Here is a 19,603-nt window from a genome sequence, read left to right as displayed (position 1 = left end):
CGGCAAAAATAAGATTATACCGGGGTGATGGTGTAAAGAATTTCAGAATTGTGGAACGTGCTGTATAAAGGTATTTTTATCGCGCGCTGGGACTGGTTTTGCAGAACGTCCCTTAAAAACTATTAAAGGAGAGTTCTCGCTGGATGAAACACCCCTGTTCTGCTAGCTTTTACCTTCATGTATTACTGCACACCACCTGTGCCAGGCAGAAAGAAATATTTTTTGTTGCGGTAATACGCCAGGTCATGTTCAGGCTTTTCGTAACCGGCAGGTATAGGTTGTTTAGAAAAGCTCTGAAAGTATAACACGCAGGCATCACGCCAAAATACGGCTTCCTGCTCCTGTATGGCCAGGAGCTGTTTCACCTCGTTAAAACGCGAATTGTCGATTTTGCCTTGCATCAGGCTCCACGTTTTTTGCATGCTGCGAACAGAATCCACACCCCGGTAATAATGATGAACTAAATCCTGCCACAAGGTTCTGCCCGATGGCATAGGATAGTTCCAACTCACGTGATGGAACCAGAGCATGTATTTTTCAGGAGTGGTCTGTATGTTCTCAAATTGCTCGCGCACCTCGGGGAAATACTGGCCAACAGCATTGCTGCCTTTTGAGGTGCGGTCAAAACCTACCCCAGCCGAATCGGCTTTGTGATAATACACAGGGTTCCAGTCAGGGCGGCTTAAATCGCTAACCCACGGCCCTGGGCCATAGTGCGCGCCGGTGCCCATAATATGGTGTAAGCCCAACGGGGTCATGTAGTCAACCGCAGTTTCGCGTGAGCTGAGCATGAGTCGTTTTACCGGGGCTATGAAGGTGTTGTCGTTACTGAACGTCATGCGCAGCCATTCATCAGCTATCGCATCTGAGCTCAATGCCGGGTTCCAGGCCAGGCGGCCGAATGCATACCAGTTAGCCTGGGCAAAAGGATGACCGGTCCAGTTCACATCTGAGCCAATATTTGCTACACCGGCCATACCCGTAAGTGCATGGTTATCTACTTTCCCTTCTATCACTTTAGCCACGGTTGAACCTTTGCCCTTTGCATAGGTATCCGATTCAAGACATTCTTTAAACAACGGCGCCAGGTAAACCAGGTGAGTAGAAAATCCCAAGTATTCTTGCGTAACCTGGTATTCCATCATAAGCGGCGTTTTGCGCATAGCACCAAAAAGTGGATGAAAAGGTTCGCGCGGCTGAAAATCAATAGCACCATTTTTTACCTGCACAATAACATTGCTGCGAAATTGCCCGTCGAGCGGTTTAAACTCATTATAAGCCTGTTTTGCACGGTCGTCCGGCACCTTATCGTCATAGACAAACGCGCGCCACATTACTATGCCGTTATGTGGTTTTAAGGCATCGGCTAACATGTTGGCACCATCAACATGGTTTCGGTTATAAGTTTGCGGGCCGGGCTGGCCTTCGGAATTAGCTTTTACAATAAAGCCTCCAAAATCGGGTATATACGTGTAAATCTCATCAGCTTTATCTTTCCACCATTTTTGTACGCCTGCATCCAGCGGGTCTGCAGTTTTGAGACCGCCAATTTCGATAGGCGCACTGAAACGTGCGGTCAGGTAAATTTTCATACCATAAGTGCGAAACACATTGGCTAATGCTGTCGCTTTAATTAGGTAGTCTTTAGTTAAAGATACCGCACTTGCATTTACATTATTAACTACTGCACCATTGATTCCAATAGAAGCATTGGCACGAGCGTAATCAAGATACCGGGGATCGATATATCCGGGCAGCTTATGCCATTTCCAAATGGAAGAGCCTGCATACCCTCGTTCTACCGTACGGTCGAGGTTGTCCCAATGATTTAGTAAACGGTACTTAATTTTTGGACTTTCATTGATGGATACTTGCTGTAGGCTTTGACCGGTTTGCAGCAGTCTTAAGAAGTTAAATACGCCGTATAAAATACCTTTATCTGTGTTGCCGCCAATTAAGAGGCAACTTTTACCAGCTATCGTTGCTGATTTTAGGAAATAGCCTTCATCGCCCGACTCATGAAGTTCCTGGCTATAAGTAGCAATAACTTTCGAACTTTTGGGCGTGCCAATAATCAGCGTTCCATTTGCGGTTATGTTACTTACCTGTGCAGGTTGCAAATTCAGTATTTGCTGCAAGCCATCTAACAATTCTTTTTTTGCGGCCTGTGCAGTTGCTGATGAACCAGTAAACACTATTTGTTTAACCGACTGCCGGTAGCCGTTATATAAAGCGGTGCTTTTAACCTTATCATAACGCAGCCACAGGCGATATCCATCTTCGGCTTTAGTGTTGGTGATGTTGAACAAAAAGAGAAACAGGATAACGCAGGCAGATGGTCTGGTCATGGTTTTATTTTTTTTTAAGAGACGAGTCGCGTATAATCAACTCAGACTTTTGTATCAGTCGGTTGTCGGCGGCTACATGGTGTTTGTTATTATGCAATCGGTTAACTAATATTTTTGCAGCCACTTCGCCCATATCATACCCCTTGTAGTTTACAGTAGTTAAATTAGGCTCGATAATGCTGGCTTCTGTATCATTATTAAAACCGGCGAAGGCAATATCTTCCGGAATGCGGATACCATGCCGTTTAAGCTCCTGCATACATGCAACCGCACAGGCATCGTTCGTTACAAAAACGCCGTCAGGGCGCTCAGGCATAGCCAGTATTGTATGAGCTGCCTCCCGGCCAGCTTGCAGTGTAAGCTGCGTGAGCAAAACCAGGTCTTCGTCAAAAGTTATACTATGGTCGTCCAGCGCTTGCTTAAAGCCTTTAAAACGATCGGCCGCCACGGCACTTAATTTATAGGCGGTAACGTGAGCTATACGTTTGCAACCTTGATTTATCAAGTGTTCCGTAATTTCATAAGCCGCCTTAACGTTATCAATTTCAATACCCGGGCACTGTGGGTGGGGCCATACACGATCAAAATAAACCAGTGGAATACCTCGCTTAACAAAGCTCTCAAAGTGATCTGCATTCTCAGTATCATAAGCCAGTGATACCAGCAAACCATCAACACGGTTGTTATACATTGCTTGAGCAATATTTACCTCTTTGGCAATATTATCCAGCGATTGGCTAATGATCAGGTTATAGCCTGCATCGCTCAGTACTTTTTCAACACCCGAAATTACATTCGACATAAAGCTACTGTTAAGGTTACCCACAATTATTCCTACAATGTTACTCTTCTTCTTCCGCAGGTTACTTGCTAAGTGATTAGACCGGTAACCCATACTTTGAGCGGCCTCCAGTACCCTTTGTTTGGTGTTGATGTTTACCGATGGATGATCCATCAAACCACGGCTAACTGTAGCGGCCGATATATTTAATTTTTTAGCTATGTCGTATATAGTAACTTCTTTTTCCGGATTACTCATGTCAGTATCAGTGTTTAACAGCATAAAGTTAGTATTAATAGCTATTAATTGTCATTTAATACTCAATAAGCACCGTTAGCATTCACAAGGTCTCCCCACATTAAGCCGTTTGTTGTCTGAAAATTAGTTAATCATTAAATTGGTTTTCGCGTTATTGAAACGCTATTAGCGAAAGTACAAAATAATCAATACAATCGATTGCAATTGTAAATAAATGTTTGCAGTTTTAAAAACCGAAACACAAATTACGTTCTGCATTGTAAATTGCGCCTTGTTCTGTTAGGATACTTACCAGTCACTGGTCAGTAGCAATGCGTCTTATAAGTAATTATTTAACAGGCTTGTTAAAATCGGCAGTGGCATTTTGCTGGTAGTTGCTATGTTTACAAATAGGAAGGAAAAATATTTTCGGCAAGCATTTTAGAAAGCTACCTTGCTGTGGTTCGGAAAATAGATTAGTGATTTCATACGGGTCTGATAATTTAAAGAAATATGATAAACAACCTTGAACAAACTTTCCGCTGGTTTGGTCCGTCTGATCCGGTTACGTTACAAGCCATTACACAAACCGGGGCAACCGGCATTGTAAATGCGCTGCATCATATACCTGCAGGCGAGGAGTGGAGCCTGGAAGAAATCAATAAACGTAAAGCTGAAATTGAAGCAGCGGGTTTGCGCTGGTCGGTGGTGGAAAGTGTGAATATACATGAGAGTATCCGCATAGCCAGTGCCGAACGAGATGAATATATTGACAAGTATATCAAAACGCTTAAAAACCTGGCTGAGGCCGGCCTGAGTACAGTGTGCTACAATTTTATGCCCGTGCTGGATTGGACACGTACCAACCTTGATTATCGTTTACCAAACAATGCATCCGCCTTACGCTATGATGCACCTGCACTTGCCGCGTTTGATCTTTTCATATTACAGCGGCCCGAAGCCTACCAGGAGTTTACACCCGCCCAGCAAGAAGCAGCTAAAAAGTATTTCGACAGCTTAAGCGCAGAGGAAAAAACCAAGCTTACCAATATCATAATGGCCGGTTTGCCCGGTACCGACGATGTGTTTACGATTGATGAATTTAAGGTGTATCTTAAAAAATATGAACACATAGATTCGCAAGTATTAAAGCAGCACATGGCCTACTTTTTAAAAGCTATTATCCCTGATGCTGAAAAACTGGGCGTTAAGATGTGTGTGCATCCAGACGATCCACCATTCTCTATCTTAGGTTTGCCTCGTGTAGTATCTACTGAGCAGGATTTGGTTGACGTTGTTAACGCTTGTCCATCGCCAAGTAATGGCCTCACATTTTGTACCGGTTCTTTAGGCGCTAATCCAGCCAATGATTTGCCTGGTATTGTGACCCGTTTGGGTGAGCATTTTCATTTTCTGCATCTGCGCAATGTGCAACGCGAGGCAGACGGCAGCTTTTATGAAGCCGATCATCTGGAGGGTAGCACGGATATGTATGCGGTAATGAAGAACATTATACTGGAACAAAAGAAGCGCCTCGACAGCGGCCGTACGGATGTTGCCATGCCTATGCGCCCGGATCATGGTCACAAATTACTCGACGATTACAATTACAATACGTATCCCGGATATTCAGTTATTGGCCGCTTAAAAGGGCTGGCCGAGCTGCGCGGACTGGAGATGGGTATTAAACGTACGTTATTTGCAGATTAACAGTCGGTGATTCACTCAGCCGGTCGACAACGCCTGGGTTAACCTGAAAAAAACGGCTAATTATAAACCCCCAAGGCCATCAGTATTGTGACGGCCTTGGGGGTTTACGTATTTTGTAAATGATTATCCTTTACGCTGTATAGCTTTTTGCGCAGCTGCTACAATAGCAGGAGCATTTAGCTTATACTTTTCCATCAGTTGCTCAGGCGTACCCGACTCGCCGAATGAATCGTTAACAGCTACATACTCTTGTGGTACGGGGATGTTTTTAACAAGTACCTGTGCTACCGAGTCGCCCAGACCACCTAAACGGTTATGCTCTTCGGCAGTTACCACGCAACGTGTTTTGCTTACCGATTTAAGGATGGCTTCTTCGTCCAGCGGTTTAATAGTATGAATGTTGATTACTTCAGCAGAAATACCCATAGCTTCCAGTTGCTCGCCGGCTTGTATGGCTTCCCATACCAGGTGGCCGGTTGCAATAATGGTAACATCGGTACCTTCGCTTACCATCCATGCTTTACCTATCTCAAAAACCTGATCGGCAGGGGTGAAGATAGGGACTACCGGGCGGCCAAAACGCAGGTAAACCGGGCCATGATGCTCAGCAATGGCAATAGTGGCAGCTTTGGTTTGGTTATAATCGCACGGGTTGATAACGGTCATACCCGGCAGCATTTTCATCATACCCAAGTCTTCCAATATTTGGTGGGTAGCGCCATCTTCGCCCAGGGTTAAGCCGGCGTGAGAGGCACAAATTTTTACGTTCTTATCAGAATACGCAATAGACTGGCGGATTTGATCATAAACGCGGCCTGTCGAAAAGTTGGCAAACGTGCCGGTAAAAGGTACATGGCCACCAATGGTTAAACCGGCAGCAATGCCCATCATATTGGCTTCGGCAATACCTACCTGTACAAAGCGTTCAGGAAAAGCATTGATAAAATCTTGCATTTTAAGCGAACCTACAAGGTCGGCGCACAAGGCAACCACTTTAGGATTACGTTTACCAGCTTCTAGCAAACCAGCACCAAAGCCCGAACGGGTATCTTTTTTTTCTGTATATGTATACTTGGTCACAGTGTAGTTATTGAAATAATGAGTGATTGAGTGAATTGTTGAATGAGCAAATAAGTCAAGCAGTGACTCTTGGTTTTTGAGTCCTGTTCTTTCCTTAATAGTCTCCCAGTGTTTCTTCCAGTTGATTTAAGGCTTGCTCCAGTTGGGCATCGTTAGGGGCAACGCCGTGCCATTTGTGGCTACCCATCATAAAGTCTACACCGGCACCCATCTCAGTTTGCATTAATATAACTACTGGCTTGCCTTTGCCGCTTAGGCTAATGGCTTTTTGTAAGCCTTCAACAACCTGTGCCATATCATTACCTTTCATCTCCATAACTTCCCAGCCAAAAGCCAGGAACTTAGCATGCAAATCGCCCAATGATAATACCACTTTGGTAGGGCCATCAATCTGCTGGCCATTTACATCGATGGTCATGATCATTTTATCTACCCGGTTATGTGGTGCAAACATGGCAGCTTCCCAAATCTGGCCTTCCTGCAATTCACCATCACCGTGCAGGGTAAACACCAAACGATCATCACCATTTAGTTTTTTACTAAGCGCCGCGCCGATACCTACTGATAAGCCCTGACCTAAAGAGCCAGAGGCGATGCGTACACCCGGTAATCCTTCGTGTGTAGTAGGGTGGCCCTGCAAGCGTGAATCCAATTTACGGAAAGTGGCCATTTCGGCTTTATCGAAGTAACCGGAATGTGATAAAACTGAATAGAATACAGGCGAAATATGGCCGTTTGATAAAAAGAAAAGATCTTCACCTTCACCATCCATATTAAAGGATGGGTCGTGTTTCATTATTGAAAAATAGAGGGCTACCAAAAAATCGGTACAACCCAACGAGCCGCCCGGGTGGCCGCTCTGGCAGCCGTGCACCATGCGCACCACATCGCGGCGCACTTGTGAGGCAATGCTTTTAAGCTCTTGTATATCTTGTGTCATTCTCTGTGATAGTAAAAGTTGATTTGTTGGGTATTTGATGAGTAAAGCAGTAAGTAGGCTATGTTGTGAGGGTTGGACGTGTCCAATCGTCAATTATTTAAACCACTACAATTTACTGGTAATTACTTAACCGGGGGAACGCCAGCAGCGGCTGCTTTGGCATGGTCGGCAAGGAACTGAGCCAAACCATTATCAGTTAATGGGTGTTTCAATAGTGCTGTAATAGCTGATAATGGACCGGTAATTACATCGGCACCTAATTTAGCACAGTTGATAATATGCATAGCATGGCGAACTGAGGCAGCCAAAATTTGCGTTTCGTAACCGTAGTTATCGTAAATTAAACGAATGTCTTCAATAAGTTGTAAACCATCGGTTGAGACATCATCCAAACGGCCAATAAAAGGTGATACATATGTGGCACCGGCTTTTGCAGCCAATAACGCCTGACCAGCAGAAAATACCAGCGTACAATTGGTTTTGATACCCTGTTGTGTAAAGTATTTAATAGCTTTTACACCATCTTTAATCATCGGCACTTTTACTACAATACGCTCGTGCAGTTTAGCAAGGGCCAAGCCTTCTTCAACCATCTCGTTGTAAGTAGTAGAAATAACCTCGGCGCTAACGTCGCCATCGGTAATATCGCAAATGGCTTTGTAGTGTGCAATAACATTGTCTTGGCCTGTGATACCTTCTTTGGCCATTAGGGAAGGATTAGTGGTTACCCCGTCTAAAATACCCATATCATGGGCTTCGCTAATTTGTGACAGGTTAGCCGTGTCGATGAAAAATTTCATAATATATTAATGTATGTAATTGAAGAACTATTAGTAAAAATAAGCTTAAAAGAGCCGATTTTGTACTGCCCGGTAAAAATGCAATAAATTTTAAAGCTAACCTAATATATTTTTGCAATCGATTGTATTTTTAATTGTCAAATACACATTTATAGAGATTGCGCTTTTCTCAGCATAAGTGTACAAACGCCAACACGAGCTTACTTTCAGTTAAGTATTTATTATTTTATAAGCATAACTTAAAAACCTCGCTAACTCAACAGCGATGTACTTAAGTTGCTTCTTACTGAGCAGTGGTATAATAACTCTCAGGGGGGCCTAAATAACTTGGCTTAACACTTTTATCAAAATCCAGTACAAGTTTCTGCAATACTACAGCCGGACTAATCATCCAAAATTTGATCACGTGTACGCCGGGCTTTTTAAGGTAGTGTTGTGATGTTTGGATGTTAATGGCATCGGCAACCACTTTGTTCCATAAAGGCTGAGTGGCTTCTGCGTTAACATGAAACACCTGTGGCTTCTCGTCATCAATAGACACAGCATATTGCAAGCTTTTACTGCCCGTAAAATCTATAGTAGGAGAAAGGTATACATGAAGGTCTGCCAAACCTGTATCAATTGTATTGATCTGGTACTGCAAATGCGCACCACTACCACCAGGCTTTTGCAAGGGTGCAGTAGAAGGCGAGATTGTAACGGCAGAAAGCGTACGGCCATAATCGGGTAGAACCAGCCATTGTGCCGCTGCACTGCTAACCGCTTTAGTGTAATGAACAGCTTCGATCGAAACATAGCGGCTGTGTTCAACGAAGCCCTTTATTGGAGTTTTGTTGTTAACCGCGTTATAAATGTTAGCGTTTACAACTACCTTGCTTCCATCTGATGATGTAATGGTAATTGGCGTAACTTGCGAACCAGCCGGCACTTTTGCCCAATTTACATTTACCAAAATACGTTGTTGTTTGCTTACTAAACCATTTGCCGGTGTTACGGTTACCCACGGTGCAGTTTGTGTTGTAAACTTGAATGATGACTGCCCACGATTGAACACTTCGATATAGTATGGCGACTTTTGGTGCTTATTAAATTCAGGCAGTACAGCCTCATGGGTTTCCTGAGGCCACCAAGCCGTTGAACCTTCGACCGCAACACCCATTGAAGGTGCAGCAGGTAATTGTATTTCAGTTACCTCCGGCATTTTGTCTACCGGTGGTTGCTGCCAGTATGTATAACCAATGTGTGTTTGATCCATCATATGGTTCCATTTGCCACCAGCCAATTGTGTATTGTAGTATTTAGATATCTCGGCATCTTTAGCAAACAGCGTTTTAACAGCAGCGGCCTTATCATTAGCTGCTGCCCGGCCTTGCTGGGTATACCACTTGTTTAATGCAGCGTTGTAATACATCTCATTCAAATTTGAACAGGCTTGTACAGGGTGTAATACCAGTTGATAATAAGCATCTTTGTAAGCAGCAGGCATTTTTTTGTACAATTCTTCTGCTTGTGCTTGCAGCTGGTTATAATCATTTACAACATTCTCAAACTCGCTATAATTAGTGATGCTGTAAGTGTTTTGATTGAGTAATTCGGGTTTACGACGCCCGTTGTATTTAGTGTACCTGCTAATGATACTGGCTATTTCGCTGGCACGTTCAGGTCCAAATTGTTGCAAGGCCCATAAGCGGGTATATTCCTGCACACGGTTAACAGGCCATTTGTTAGGATTCCAGGCATAATCCAGAAAGAACTCTAGCGGAAACTCCATAGGCTTAAGATCACCTACGTTTACAATCCATACCTGCCGGGCATTGTACTCATATGCTAGGTGCATTTGTTCCCAAACCTTAACAATAGGATTTGTATTAAGCCATTTATAATTGCGCGGACCGCCCACATAATCATAATGATAATAAATGCCATAACCGCCTTTACGGGGCTTTTCGCCAAGCTTGGGTAACTTACGTATGTTTCCCCAATTGTCGTCGCAAAGCAGTAAGGTAACGTCATCTGGCACGCGCATACCCTTGTCATAATAGTCTTGCACCTCCTTATACAGCGCCCACATTTGCGGTGTCTGATCGGCCGGCTTCTTAGTCACATCAGCTATAATTTTACGCTGATCGGCTACAATTTTTTCGAGCAAGGCAATGTTAGTGCCTTGCTCCATGGCCATGTCACCATCGCCACGCATACCTACGGTAACAATGGTTTCGGCAGTGCCCATGTTTTCAATGCCTTTGCGCCAAAAGTCTCGCAAAACATCACCGTTGGTATTGTAATTCCACTCACCTTTGCCATAAATTTTCCATTCCTGTTGGGCACGGTCCATAGGCTCATGGTGTGAGGTTCCCATCACAATGCCATACTCATCGGCAGTGGCCCGGTTAGCTGGATCATCCACATTGAAGGCATTGCCCCACATGGCAGGCCAAAGGTAATTTCCTTTCATACGCAAAATAAGCTCAAACATTTTGGCGTACATTTTACTATTTACGCCGCCAAACTTCTCTTTGGTCCAGCCCGAAAAAGCGGGTGCTTCATCGTTAATAAATATGCCCCGATACTTAACCGTGGGTTCGCCCTGGGTGTAACGGCCGGGTATTATATACAAACTTTTCTGCTCCCTAATCGGTACATCAGCCCACCAGTACCAGGGTGATACACCAATACGGGCAGATAAGTCATACACGCCATATATGGTGCCACGTTTATCGCTGCCCGCAATTACCAATGCTTGGTCTACCCCCGGCATAGGCTTGCTTACCGTCTGTAACACGAAAGTTTCCCATTTGCCGGTAACACCGCTTACGTTTATCTTTTTGTTTTTTATAAGCTGATCTATAACCGTGCTTTTGCCAATAGTGCCTATGATAACCAGTTGCTTGCCTGCTGCTGTGCCGTTTAGTAAGTGGGGTTTTTGATGCGTCACAGCATCAATGTCATTTTGCAAATCTTTTACGGCACGTATAACGCCAGCATAATCATCGGTGCTAACCCATAAAGGCGCCGATTTACCCGCTGCACTTAATGCAAAGCTATTAGCAACGGGCTTAGCACTAACGTAACTATCATCATGTGTAGCATTGGCCTGTTGCGCACAGATTACCATGACGATAAATATGGCTGCTAGTCGTTTAAAAGAAACGAATAGACTGATAGGCGAGGAGTTCTTCATTGTTAACGCAGATAAGGAAATTATTTTTTGAAGTTTATTACCTCATAGTATGCTTTTTTAGGGAGCAGATTGGCATCAAATAGTAACGGGAAGTTTTTGCGGCCACGTACAGGGTATTCGTCAAGCCAGGTGTAGCGGTCAGACACATTCCAGAAGGTAACACCGGTTATAACCCTTTTATACTGGCGCAGTACCTCAAAAACCTCTTTATACTTAGCTATTTGTTTTTGCTCCAAATCGGGCGTTAATTCGCCTTTTTCGCCTGGGCGTAGTGGGCGGCGTTCTTTTTCCCAAGGATATATTGATACGTCGAGCTCAGTTATCTGTACCTTAAGACCTAATGATGCAAACTTTTGTATTGTATTGCGGAGTTCTGTTGCAGATGGTTCCTGTAACGACCAGTGCGCCTGCAAGCCTACTGCTTGAACCGGAACTTTAGCATCAACCAGTTTTTTGAGCAGTTTATATACACGCTTCGTTTTCTCAGGGCGTTCAGTATTATAATCATTATAAAAAAGCACTGCTTTCGGATCTGCCTCATGCGCATACTCAAAGGCTTTCACAATAAAATCTTCTCCGCATATCTGATACCATAGGGAATTGCGAAGGAAGTTTTTCGGATCATCATCAATGGCCTCATTAACTACATCCCACGCGTAAATCTTTCCTTTGTATCGGTTAACTACTGTAAAAATATGGTCGTGTAATCGTTTAAGAAGTAATTTTTTACTCACTTGTTTGCCTGTACTGTCTTTAAACAGCCAATTAGGTGTCTGTTCGTGCCAGCATAAGTTATGACCACGCACCCGCAGCCCATGTTTCTGCGCAAAATTTACTATGGAATCGGCATCACGCCAAAAATAGCGGTCCTCTTGAGGATGGATAGGTCCCATTTTCATGGCGTTCTCAGGCGTAACACTGTTGAACTGTTGCAGTATAAATTTGCCCTCATCTCCCTGCAAATGGCGGGGGGCAACAGCAACACCTATAGGGAAGTAGTTTTTATAATAATCTTTTAAGCCTTTACCCACCTTAGTGCCTGCGGTAGTTTGAGCCTGAGCTATTTGTAATGCCATGCTGCCAGTTAACAGCAATGCTGTAAGCCTTATTTTCATGAATGGATGTTTATAAATGGTGTTTTACCGATAGGAATGCAATCGATTGCAAATATAACGGTTAGAAACAATTTTGCAACTTGATAAAGACAATAATTGGGATTAAAAGGCTTCTCCTAAATTTAGCCTGATTGATGAATATCCTTTGCTGAATCCGTAATCGATAGCGATATTGGTGTTGGATGCCTTATTAAATTTGATACGCAAACCGCCGCCGCCAGCAGGATGGAAATAATTAAACTGCCTTGTATCGGGTTCGCTAACAGTGGTCATATTGGCAAATAATACAAAGCCTAAAAGACCATTGCGTGTTATACTGCGGCGATATTCAGCTTCGGTATACCATAAGCTTTGCCCACGGTAACGATTTTGTTCAATGCCCCGGCCCGAGCGGTTGTAAAGGTCCCAGCCAATACTGGGCAAGCTTAAATAAGGCGCTCCCCTGTCAAGCGTAGTCCAATAATAGGTCCATAAGGCCAGGGTATTTTGCCGCGTAGTGTTATGCGGACTCAAAGATATGTATTTGCGCATGTCCGCATACAAGGAATGCCATACCCGGTTGCTACCCAAAACCGGCGTATTTAACCTATAAACCAGATTAGAATAACAACCCGGCAAAGAGTTGATGGAATTGTTACGGGTATCGTAAAGCAAGTTAAGCGATATGCCGGAGGAGAGTGAGTTTTGACCATATTCCGTCCCGAAGGCATAGTCTGACAGGTCTTGAAGATTGGTGCCCTCCTGCCGCGTTTTAATACGCATGTGGTAATCCATGTTATAACCTACACCCGCAAAAAAGTAGGAGGTAACGCGCCGCAACAAACTCTGGTAAAACCTTACGTATTTGTAATCAACCCGCATGCGGTTTTCTTCGGGCTGGTTACCGCCAAGTCCCCATGTATCTTGTGGATAAACCATAAACCGGGTATCGCCCGATAAAAACCACTGATTGTTTTTAAACCATATACTGGAACGTAACGGCAAACCAAATCGACCTTTAAAATTAAAATATGGAGTGAACGTAAAGCTCGATAAATTGGTTGTTTGCTGATCGCCTAGATAAAAGCCAGCTGTAGTGGAGGTGATAAACATTTTGCCACCCCCATCGGGTATTGTTGATGCTGTTGGCAGGAATGAGAAGAATACTTTGTCTTGTGCCGGGTTGAGGCTTACTGAAGATCTGGTTTTTGGCTTGAAAACAGCTTTAAAAACATCAAGTAGATCCTTTTGGCCTGTTGTATCGGTACGTACTTGTTTAAACGTAGACACCATAGCGGTATCCTGTGCAATTAATGCTCCTGGTATAAAAAAACATAACGCTGATATAATTAAGTACGTTTTTATCATCCCCTAATTGAAGCAGCAGTAATTGAAATAAGCCAGTTGCAGTTTATGTGCATAAAGTAACTGATGTTGCCGATTGTTTAATTGATTGTAATTAACAAAATAAAAAGTAATATTGCAATAGCATGACAGTTTTTGCGTCATTTAATTTTCCTTCTCTGAGCGAGTCGCGTGCTTCCTCATAAGTCATTTCTGTTATTTGTATTGCTTCGCCTTCATCAGGTAAGCCACCGCCATCGCCGCGCTCGTCGTTGTCATTATATGGCGCTATAAACAGATGCACAAACTCTGTAATGCCACCGGCTGATGTGTATACGCCACCAACCCTTTTTAAGTTGGTCACTTTGCAGCCTAATTCTTCTTCGGCCTCGCGTATTGCTGTGTATTCCGGGGTTTCACCCTCGTCAATCAATCCGGCACAAGCTTCTACCAAGTAGCCGGTTTCGTTATTATTTAAAAAAGTAGGTAATCGAAACTGTTTAGTGAAGAGGAATTTTTGCTGCGCTGCGTTATAGAGTAGTACAGCCGCTGCATCAGGCCTGTGATACACTTCGGCCTTCATATCTATCAGCTTTCCGCTGTTATCTGGCTTTTTATAGTCAACGTTTTCTAGCAAAAATTTGCGTTCTGATAGTTTTTCCCTGTTAATAATTTGAATCGCTGTCATGGTAAAAATTTAAATAAAAACAGAGGTGCTATACTTTAAGTTTCAACAACGGCATGTTATGCACAAAAAAAGCTATCATCTAACTGATGATAGCTTTTGAAGTTTTTGTTGGTTACCAGATTATTTGTAAGTTCCGTATTTTTTGTAGTACTGTTTTTTGGTGTGATGAGCACGATAGTAAGCCCGCTTTCTTTTTTCTTCATTACGACGGTGTTCATTGCCTATAATGTATCCACCGCCAGCACCAATGGCACCACCTATCAGCGCACCTTTAACATTATGACCTATCAGGGTACCAGCAACCGCACCACCTGCACCACCTATCAAGGCACCTTTAGCTTGCGAGCTCATGCCTTTCTTTTGTTGAGCGAAAGAAACATTAGCAGCGCTAATTATAAAAGTGAATATCAATCCGAATAACAAAATGGTCTTTTTCATAAGTGTATTTATTAAGTATCTCTTGTATATATATGATGCAAACTGTAAGCCAAGGTTTAATTTTAAAGTGGTCTGCACAAAACAGCAGATTATTTTATACCTCAAATAAGTAGTATGGACACGAGTAACCAGCTTTAACTAAAACAGGTTTAGCAACGTTAAAAACTTTGATATTGATGTTGTTAATCTGTCCTTCGAGGGTTCCAGCGTGAGCATGCCCATGAAAGGCAGCCGCTACATTATTACGTATAAGCGTCTCTGCCAACCGCGATGAACCTAAGAAGGGAAAAATCTCCTCCGGTTCGCCTACTACGGTCGCCTTAATTGGCGAATAGTGTAAAACAGCTATTTTTTTGTCGACCTGGTGGTCTGAGTCTAATTTTTGCAAAGCGCGCTCCAAGTGCAAAGCCTCGTCTACAGACTCTTGCACATAAGCCTTGTTTGCATCCTCGCCAAACATAGTAAGCAAATAGCGGTCAAATCCGCCGCCAAAGCCTTTTACGCCGGCAAATCCAATACCACCAATAACAATGGCTTCGCCATCAAGCACATGTACATTATGATTTTGTATGGCCTGCCGTATCAATTTATGACGGCCCTTTTCATAGTCATGATTGCCTAACACACAAATCACCGGAATGGTGCAGGCCCTAAGCTCGTTAGCTAATATCTGAGCTTCGTCTTCGTCCCCTGTATCGGTAAGGTCGCCGCAAATAAGCAGTACGTCGGCGTTGGTTGATACCTCCTTAAAATAGTCTACCCATTTGCCGTGGTCTGTTTCTTTAACGTGGATGTCGCCAACAGCAGCTATGCGGGTTATTTTATGCTCTTCCATAAAGTATTAAACAGTCTTTATCGTATACGATTTATAGTCCCAGTCTTTTATGTCAACACTGTATTGTGTTTGGTCAATCATCGGGCCACGGCATACTTTTTCCTCCGGCGATGGTAAGTCGAATTGCTCGGCGGCCCGGCGTAGCAACTCATCATACAGCCAGCGAGGCACAATCTCCTGGTAATCGGCCGGATAAACGAACTGGAACATCACTAACTGTGCAAGTAGCAATTGCCAGTGCTGGTCCAGTCTGAACAAAAGATGATGCCAGTCCAGATTTTTGCCATATTGTACAAGCAGGTGGTTAATATCAGCGCCATCAAAACGTTCGCGGTTTTGAACATATATCTTGCTCCATATCAACTCTTCCGGACCAAGTAATTTCAAATTGCGGTCAAAAAAGCTGGCGTCTACGGCACGTTCAAACCAAGTGTCATCAACCTTACATATATTGTTTACAGTATCAAAAATAAGGTCAATAAAATACTCACCTTTGTAAATTTTGGCCAGCCAGCGCGCATCTGTAAATTGGGTTTCGTAACCACGGTCGCCAAAGTATTTTAATATACGCGGACAGTCAGATGACTTGCAATACACATCAATATCTTTCGTGTCGCGGTATATTCCGCTGTAATGAAATATGGCAAAAGCGCCTCCCAGCAAAAATTCAATTCCGCTATCCTTTAAATGGTCAAGCGCTTCCTGGTAAAAAGCAATCGCTTCTTCGTCTTCGTTAATTCTCATATTTTAGTGTTGGTAGCAAGTTAGCCGGTTAAATTAACGGGCGGTTAACTGTGTGTTACCCTCTACAACTTTAAAACCTATTATTGTGTTTGCAATAGAATCTTCAAAGCGCTAAGTTTTCATTGTATGGTTAAACAAGTATTTCAAAACAGCTTGATTCATTTGGCGTTATGTTATTATACAAGCGCACAAGATACTGTAGATGGATATTTTCAAGGCCGAGAAAGTTAACGCCAGCATAGAGATACAAGAAGAGATTGCACATACACAAGTAAGCTGGCTGTTACAGAAGGTAGCGTGGGTGTCATTGTTTGTGATAGTAGCACTGGTAATTGCCGGGTTATTTGGTGATGGGGCGGCCAGTTATAAATCAGTAAACCAAGGCCACTTTAACGTACAATACGATCAATTATTTAGGTATCAGGCCGAAAAAATGATCAGGATTTCATCAAAGAGTCAAACCATAAAAACGGTTGCCATTGCGCAATCCCTAATGAATTACTTCAAGATTTCGCAAATAATTCCGGAACCAACCCGCAGCTACATCGTGAAAGACAAGCGTGTTTACGAGTTTTATGCAGACCGGAATTTTACGATTGCTTTTTATTTAACTCCAATGGAACACGGGTCTGTTAGCGGTAAAATTGAAGTAAATGATGAGGTATTCGATATCAAGCATTTTATTTATCCATAATACAAAGCAGCAATGGAGTTAGTTATCAGGGGTGTGTTTATGTATTTGTTCTTAATGGTTATAGTGCGTGTCATGGGTAAAAGAACCATGGCTCAGGCCAGTACCTTTGATTTCGTGCTGCTATTAACCATTAGCCAGGTCACGCAACAGGCTTTAGTTGGAATGGATTACTCATTAACAGGCGCTGTAATTTTAATTATCGTCTTTGTAGCCGTAAATGTTATTTTTTCGGTTATCAAAGGGAAGTGGCCGTTCTTTTCCAAAATGATGGAAGGCACATCGCTCATATTAGTTGATAATGGAAAAATGCTGCCTATACGCATGAAGCATTCGCAGGTTGCGGAGGACGATATTATGCTGGCGGCAAGATCTACACATGGCCTAGAACGTGTAGAGGAAATAAAATATGCCGTTTTGGAAAAGGATGGCACCATATCTATTATACCTTATAAGTCTGAAAGCTGATTTGCTCTAGCACCGTTTAGGTAAGATAATGGAATTTTAAGATAATATTGTGGAATACTTTTTATTGAAATGATAGGTATTTAAATTGGTAAATTGTATAATTGTACATCTGACAATTAAAACCAATTTTCCTGATTTTGAAAAAATACGTCTTACTCTTATTAGCGGGCATGAGCTATAACAGCTTTGCCCAAAAAACGGCAAGTATTACAGTAAGTAATAACTCTAAAGATACCATCAGCCGTCACATTTACGGGCAGTTTGCCGAACACCTCGGCCACGGCATTTACGGCGGTTTTTGGGTTGATAAAAGTTTGCCCGTACAAAAGCAGGATCGTATCCGTTTGGATATTGTTAACGCGCTTAAGAAGATTAAAATTCCAAACCTGCGTTGGCCGGGCGGATGTTTTGCCGATGAATACCATTGGCGCGATGGTATTGGTTTGCGCGCACAACGTCCCAAAATGATTAATACTAATTGGGGCGGGGTAGTAGAAGACAATAGTTTTGGTACGCACGAGTTTCTGGAGCTTTGTAAGTTGCTGGATACAGAGCCCTATATATCAGCTAATGTGGGCAGCGGTACGGTTGAAGAGATGTCGAAGTGGGTGGAGTATTTAAACTTTGACGGTTTAAGTCCGCTCACAACCTTGCGTAAGCAAAACGGGCACCCTGAATCTTACAAAGTAAAGTTTTGGGGAGTTGGTAACGAGAGCTGGGGCTGTGGTGGCAGTATGACTGCAGAGCACTACGCCGACGAGTACCGCCGTTATGCTACTTACTCGCGTGATTATCCTAACGCGCGGCTTCGCAAAATAGCTTGTGGCGCTAGCGACGGCGACTACAACTGGACGGAAACCATGATGAAAAACGTTGGTCCGGGTCGTATGTGGGGTTTGTCATTACACAGCTACACCTTACCAACAGGAAAGTGGGGCGACAAAGGCCCGGCTACCGGCTTTGGCGAAAAGGAATATTTCAACACCATTAACAATACCTTGCGCATGGAGGAATTTGTTACCAAGCATTCCGCTATTATGGACAAGTACGATCCTAAAAAGCGTGTGGCTTTAGTTGTGGATGAATGGGGTGTATGGACTAATGTTGAACCCGGTACTAACCCAGGCTTCCTGTATCAGCAAAATAGCTTGCGTGACGCACTGGTAGCCGGTACCAATCTTAACATTTTTAATAATCACTGCGATCGTGTAAAGATGGCCAACCTGGCACAAGCAGTAAACGTGCTGCAATCATTAATATTAACCGATAAGGAAAAGATGTTGCTAACACCAACGTATTACATATTTGATATGTATAAAGTGCATCAGGATGCAAAATACCTGCCTATACAACTCAATACGCCCGACTACGAGTTTGACGGCAAAAAGCTGCCGGCGGTAAACGTATCTGCTTCACAGGACAAGGCCGGCAAAATCCATATTACACTGGTGAACCTCGATGCACATAACACTATTGAAGTAAGCACCGAGTTGAAGGACATAATGTGGAAAAATGTAAGCGGACAGGTATTAACTTCTGGCAGCACGGCCGATATAAATACGTTCGCCAAGCCGCTAAACATTGTTCCTAAACAGTTTAATGCTGCAAAACGTAACGGCGACAAACTAGTTGTAAGCCTGCCTGCAAAATCAGTAGTTGCATTGGAGTTGTTTTAAAAATACATACTTTTACAACAAGCCCTGTTTGAGTCATCAAACGGGGCTTTATTTTGCCCATGAATAATATAAAGATACAACTGCATCAACTATGTGTTGAGGTGGTACAGCAACGAATGAACGCTGCACAAATGGCGATAGCCGAGGCACAACAAGCAGCTAACGATGACACTAAAAGCAGTGCCGGCGATAAATATGAAACCGGAAGAGAAATGGCGCAGCAGGAGACCAACCGCAACCTTACGCAACTAAACGAGGCCAACAAGTTGATGGTAGCACTTAATCAAATTGGCACCAGCGGCAAATCTGCAACTGCTGAGGCAGGAAGCGTCGTGATAACCAATAACGGCAAATTCTATCTTTCCATCAGCGCTGGTACATTAAATCTAAATAATGAAACTTATTTCGCTATATCACCCGCGTCTCCGATAGGTATAAAGATGAAGGCGTGCAAGAAAGGAGATGAGTTTATTTTAAACGGTAAGTCTTATAAAATAGAAGAGATTATTTAATGCAATGTTCTGAGCCGGAACTACCCGGTTCAGAAC

At 43.2% G+C, this 19,603-nt stretch carries 17 protein-coding genes; 5 read left to right on the top strand and 12 right to left on the bottom strand.

The window, feature by feature from the left end:
- Window positions 1-182 precede the first annotated feature (182 nt).
- Window positions 183-2,348, bottom strand: coding sequence for an alpha-glucuronidase family glycosyl hydrolase (locus tag ABDD94_RS13055; RefSeq protein WP_345952616.1), 2,166 nt, complete (start codon window positions 2,346-2,348; stop codon window positions 183-185).
- A gap of 4 nt (window positions 2,349-2,352) precedes the next feature.
- On the bottom strand, window positions 2,353-3,411 hold the full coding sequence (locus ABDD94_RS13050) for a LacI family DNA-binding transcriptional regulator (RefSeq protein ID WP_345952615.1): 1,059 nt from the start codon (window positions 3,409-3,411) through the stop codon (window positions 2,353-2,355).
- Window positions 3,412-3,879: 468 nt separating this feature from the next.
- On the opposite strand from ABDD94_RS13050, the gene uxuA reads away from it, so the two are divergent.
- Window positions 3,880-5,076 carry a mannonate dehydratase gene (gene uxuA / locus ABDD94_RS13045; protein ID WP_345952614.1) on the top strand — a complete coding sequence of 399 codons (1,197 nt, stop codon included), beginning with the start codon at window positions 3,880-3,882 and terminating at the stop codon, window positions 5,074-5,076.
- Window positions 5,077-5,199: 123 nt separating this feature from the next.
- Here uxuA and ABDD94_RS13040 read toward each other — a convergent pair whose 3' ends face one another.
- The 10 genes from ABDD94_RS13040 to ABDD94_RS12995 all read right to left on the bottom strand — a co-directional run bounded on the left by ABDD94_RS13040 (window position 5,200) and on the right by ABDD94_RS12995 (window position 16,220).
- Window positions 5,200-6,156: a transketolase C-terminal domain-containing protein gene (locus tag ABDD94_RS13040; protein ID WP_345952613.1), complete on the bottom strand. Its 957-nt coding sequence runs from the start codon at window positions 6,154-6,156 to the stop codon at window positions 5,200-5,202.
- Window positions 6,157-6,250: 94 nt separating this feature from the next.
- Window positions 6,251-7,096, bottom strand: a complete 846-nt coding sequence (locus ABDD94_RS13035; protein WP_345952612.1) for a transketolase — start codon at window positions 7,094-7,096, stop codon at window positions 6,251-6,253.
- A 122-nt stretch (window positions 7,097-7,218) separates the two neighbouring features.
- Window positions 7,219-7,896: a fructose-6-phosphate aldolase gene (gene fsa, locus ABDD94_RS13030; RefSeq protein ID WP_345951650.1), complete on the bottom strand. Its 678-nt coding sequence runs from the start codon at window positions 7,894-7,896 to the stop codon at window positions 7,219-7,221.
- Window positions 7,897-8,179: 283 nt separating this feature from the next.
- Window positions 8,180-11,077, bottom strand: a complete 2,898-nt coding sequence (locus ABDD94_RS13025; protein WP_345952611.1) for a glycosyl hydrolase 115 family protein — start codon at window positions 11,075-11,077, stop codon at window positions 8,180-8,182.
- A 20-nt stretch (window positions 11,078-11,097) separates the two neighbouring features.
- Window positions 11,098-12,192 (bottom strand): endo-1,4-beta-xylanase, encoded by a 1,095-nt coding sequence (locus ABDD94_RS13020; RefSeq protein ID WP_345952610.1) that lies wholly within the window; start codon window positions 12,190-12,192, stop codon window positions 11,098-11,100.
- A 102-nt stretch (window positions 12,193-12,294) separates the two neighbouring features.
- Window positions 12,295-13,539: a BamA/TamA family outer membrane protein gene (locus ABDD94_RS13015; RefSeq protein WP_345952609.1), complete on the bottom strand. Its 1,245-nt coding sequence runs from the start codon at window positions 13,537-13,539 to the stop codon at window positions 12,295-12,297.
- 91 nt (window positions 13,540-13,630) lie between these two features.
- Window positions 13,631-14,203, bottom strand: a complete 573-nt coding sequence (locus tag ABDD94_RS13010) for an NUDIX domain-containing protein (RefSeq protein ID WP_345952608.1) — start codon at window positions 14,201-14,203, stop codon at window positions 13,631-13,633.
- Between the two features lie 120 nt (window positions 14,204-14,323).
- Complete coding sequence (locus tag ABDD94_RS13005; RefSeq protein ID WP_345952607.1) at window positions 14,324-14,641, bottom strand: glycine zipper domain-containing protein; 318 nt, start codon at window positions 14,639-14,641, stop codon at window positions 14,324-14,326.
- A gap of 94 nt (window positions 14,642-14,735) precedes the next feature.
- The gene (locus ABDD94_RS13000) at window positions 14,736-15,476 is read right to left on the bottom strand and encodes a metallophosphoesterase (RefSeq protein ID WP_345952606.1); all 741 of its coding nucleotides are present in this window, start codon (window positions 15,474-15,476) and stop codon (window positions 14,736-14,738) included.
- Between the two features lie 6 nt (window positions 15,477-15,482).
- The gene (locus ABDD94_RS12995; protein WP_345951657.1) at window positions 15,483-16,220 is read right to left on the bottom strand and encodes a nucleotidyltransferase; all 738 of its coding nucleotides are present in this window, start codon (window positions 16,218-16,220) and stop codon (window positions 15,483-15,485) included.
- A 202-nt stretch (window positions 16,221-16,422) separates the two neighbouring features.
- Between ABDD94_RS12995 and ABDD94_RS12990 the strand changes: the two genes are divergently transcribed.
- The 4 genes from ABDD94_RS12990 (at window position 16,423) to ABDD94_RS12975 (ending at window position 19,567) form a co-directional block, all read left to right on the top strand.
- Complete coding sequence (locus ABDD94_RS12990) at window positions 16,423-16,914, top strand: hypothetical protein (protein WP_345951658.1); 492 nt, start codon at window positions 16,423-16,425, stop codon at window positions 16,912-16,914.
- A 12-nt stretch (window positions 16,915-16,926) separates the two neighbouring features.
- Window positions 16,927-17,379 (top strand): YetF domain-containing protein, encoded by a 453-nt coding sequence (locus ABDD94_RS12985; protein ID WP_345952605.1) that lies wholly within the window; start codon window positions 16,927-16,929, stop codon window positions 17,377-17,379.
- A gap of 137 nt (window positions 17,380-17,516) precedes the next feature.
- On the top strand, window positions 17,517-19,055 hold the full coding sequence (locus ABDD94_RS12980) for an alpha-L-arabinofuranosidase C-terminal domain-containing protein (RefSeq protein WP_345952604.1): 1,539 nt from the start codon (window positions 17,517-17,519) through the stop codon (window positions 19,053-19,055).
- 59 nt (window positions 19,056-19,114) lie between these two features.
- Window positions 19,115-19,567 (top strand): 3-oxoacyl-ACP synthase, encoded by a 453-nt coding sequence (locus ABDD94_RS12975; RefSeq protein ID WP_345952603.1) that lies wholly within the window; start codon window positions 19,115-19,117, stop codon window positions 19,565-19,567.
- Window positions 19,568-19,603 lie beyond the last annotated feature (36 nt).

Origin of the sequence: Mucilaginibacter sp. PAMB04168, assembly GCF_039634365.2 — a bacterium.
GTDB lineage: Bacteria > Bacteroidota > Bacteroidia > Sphingobacteriales > Sphingobacteriaceae > Mucilaginibacter.
This window is presented reverse-complemented; position numbering and strand designations above follow the sequence as displayed.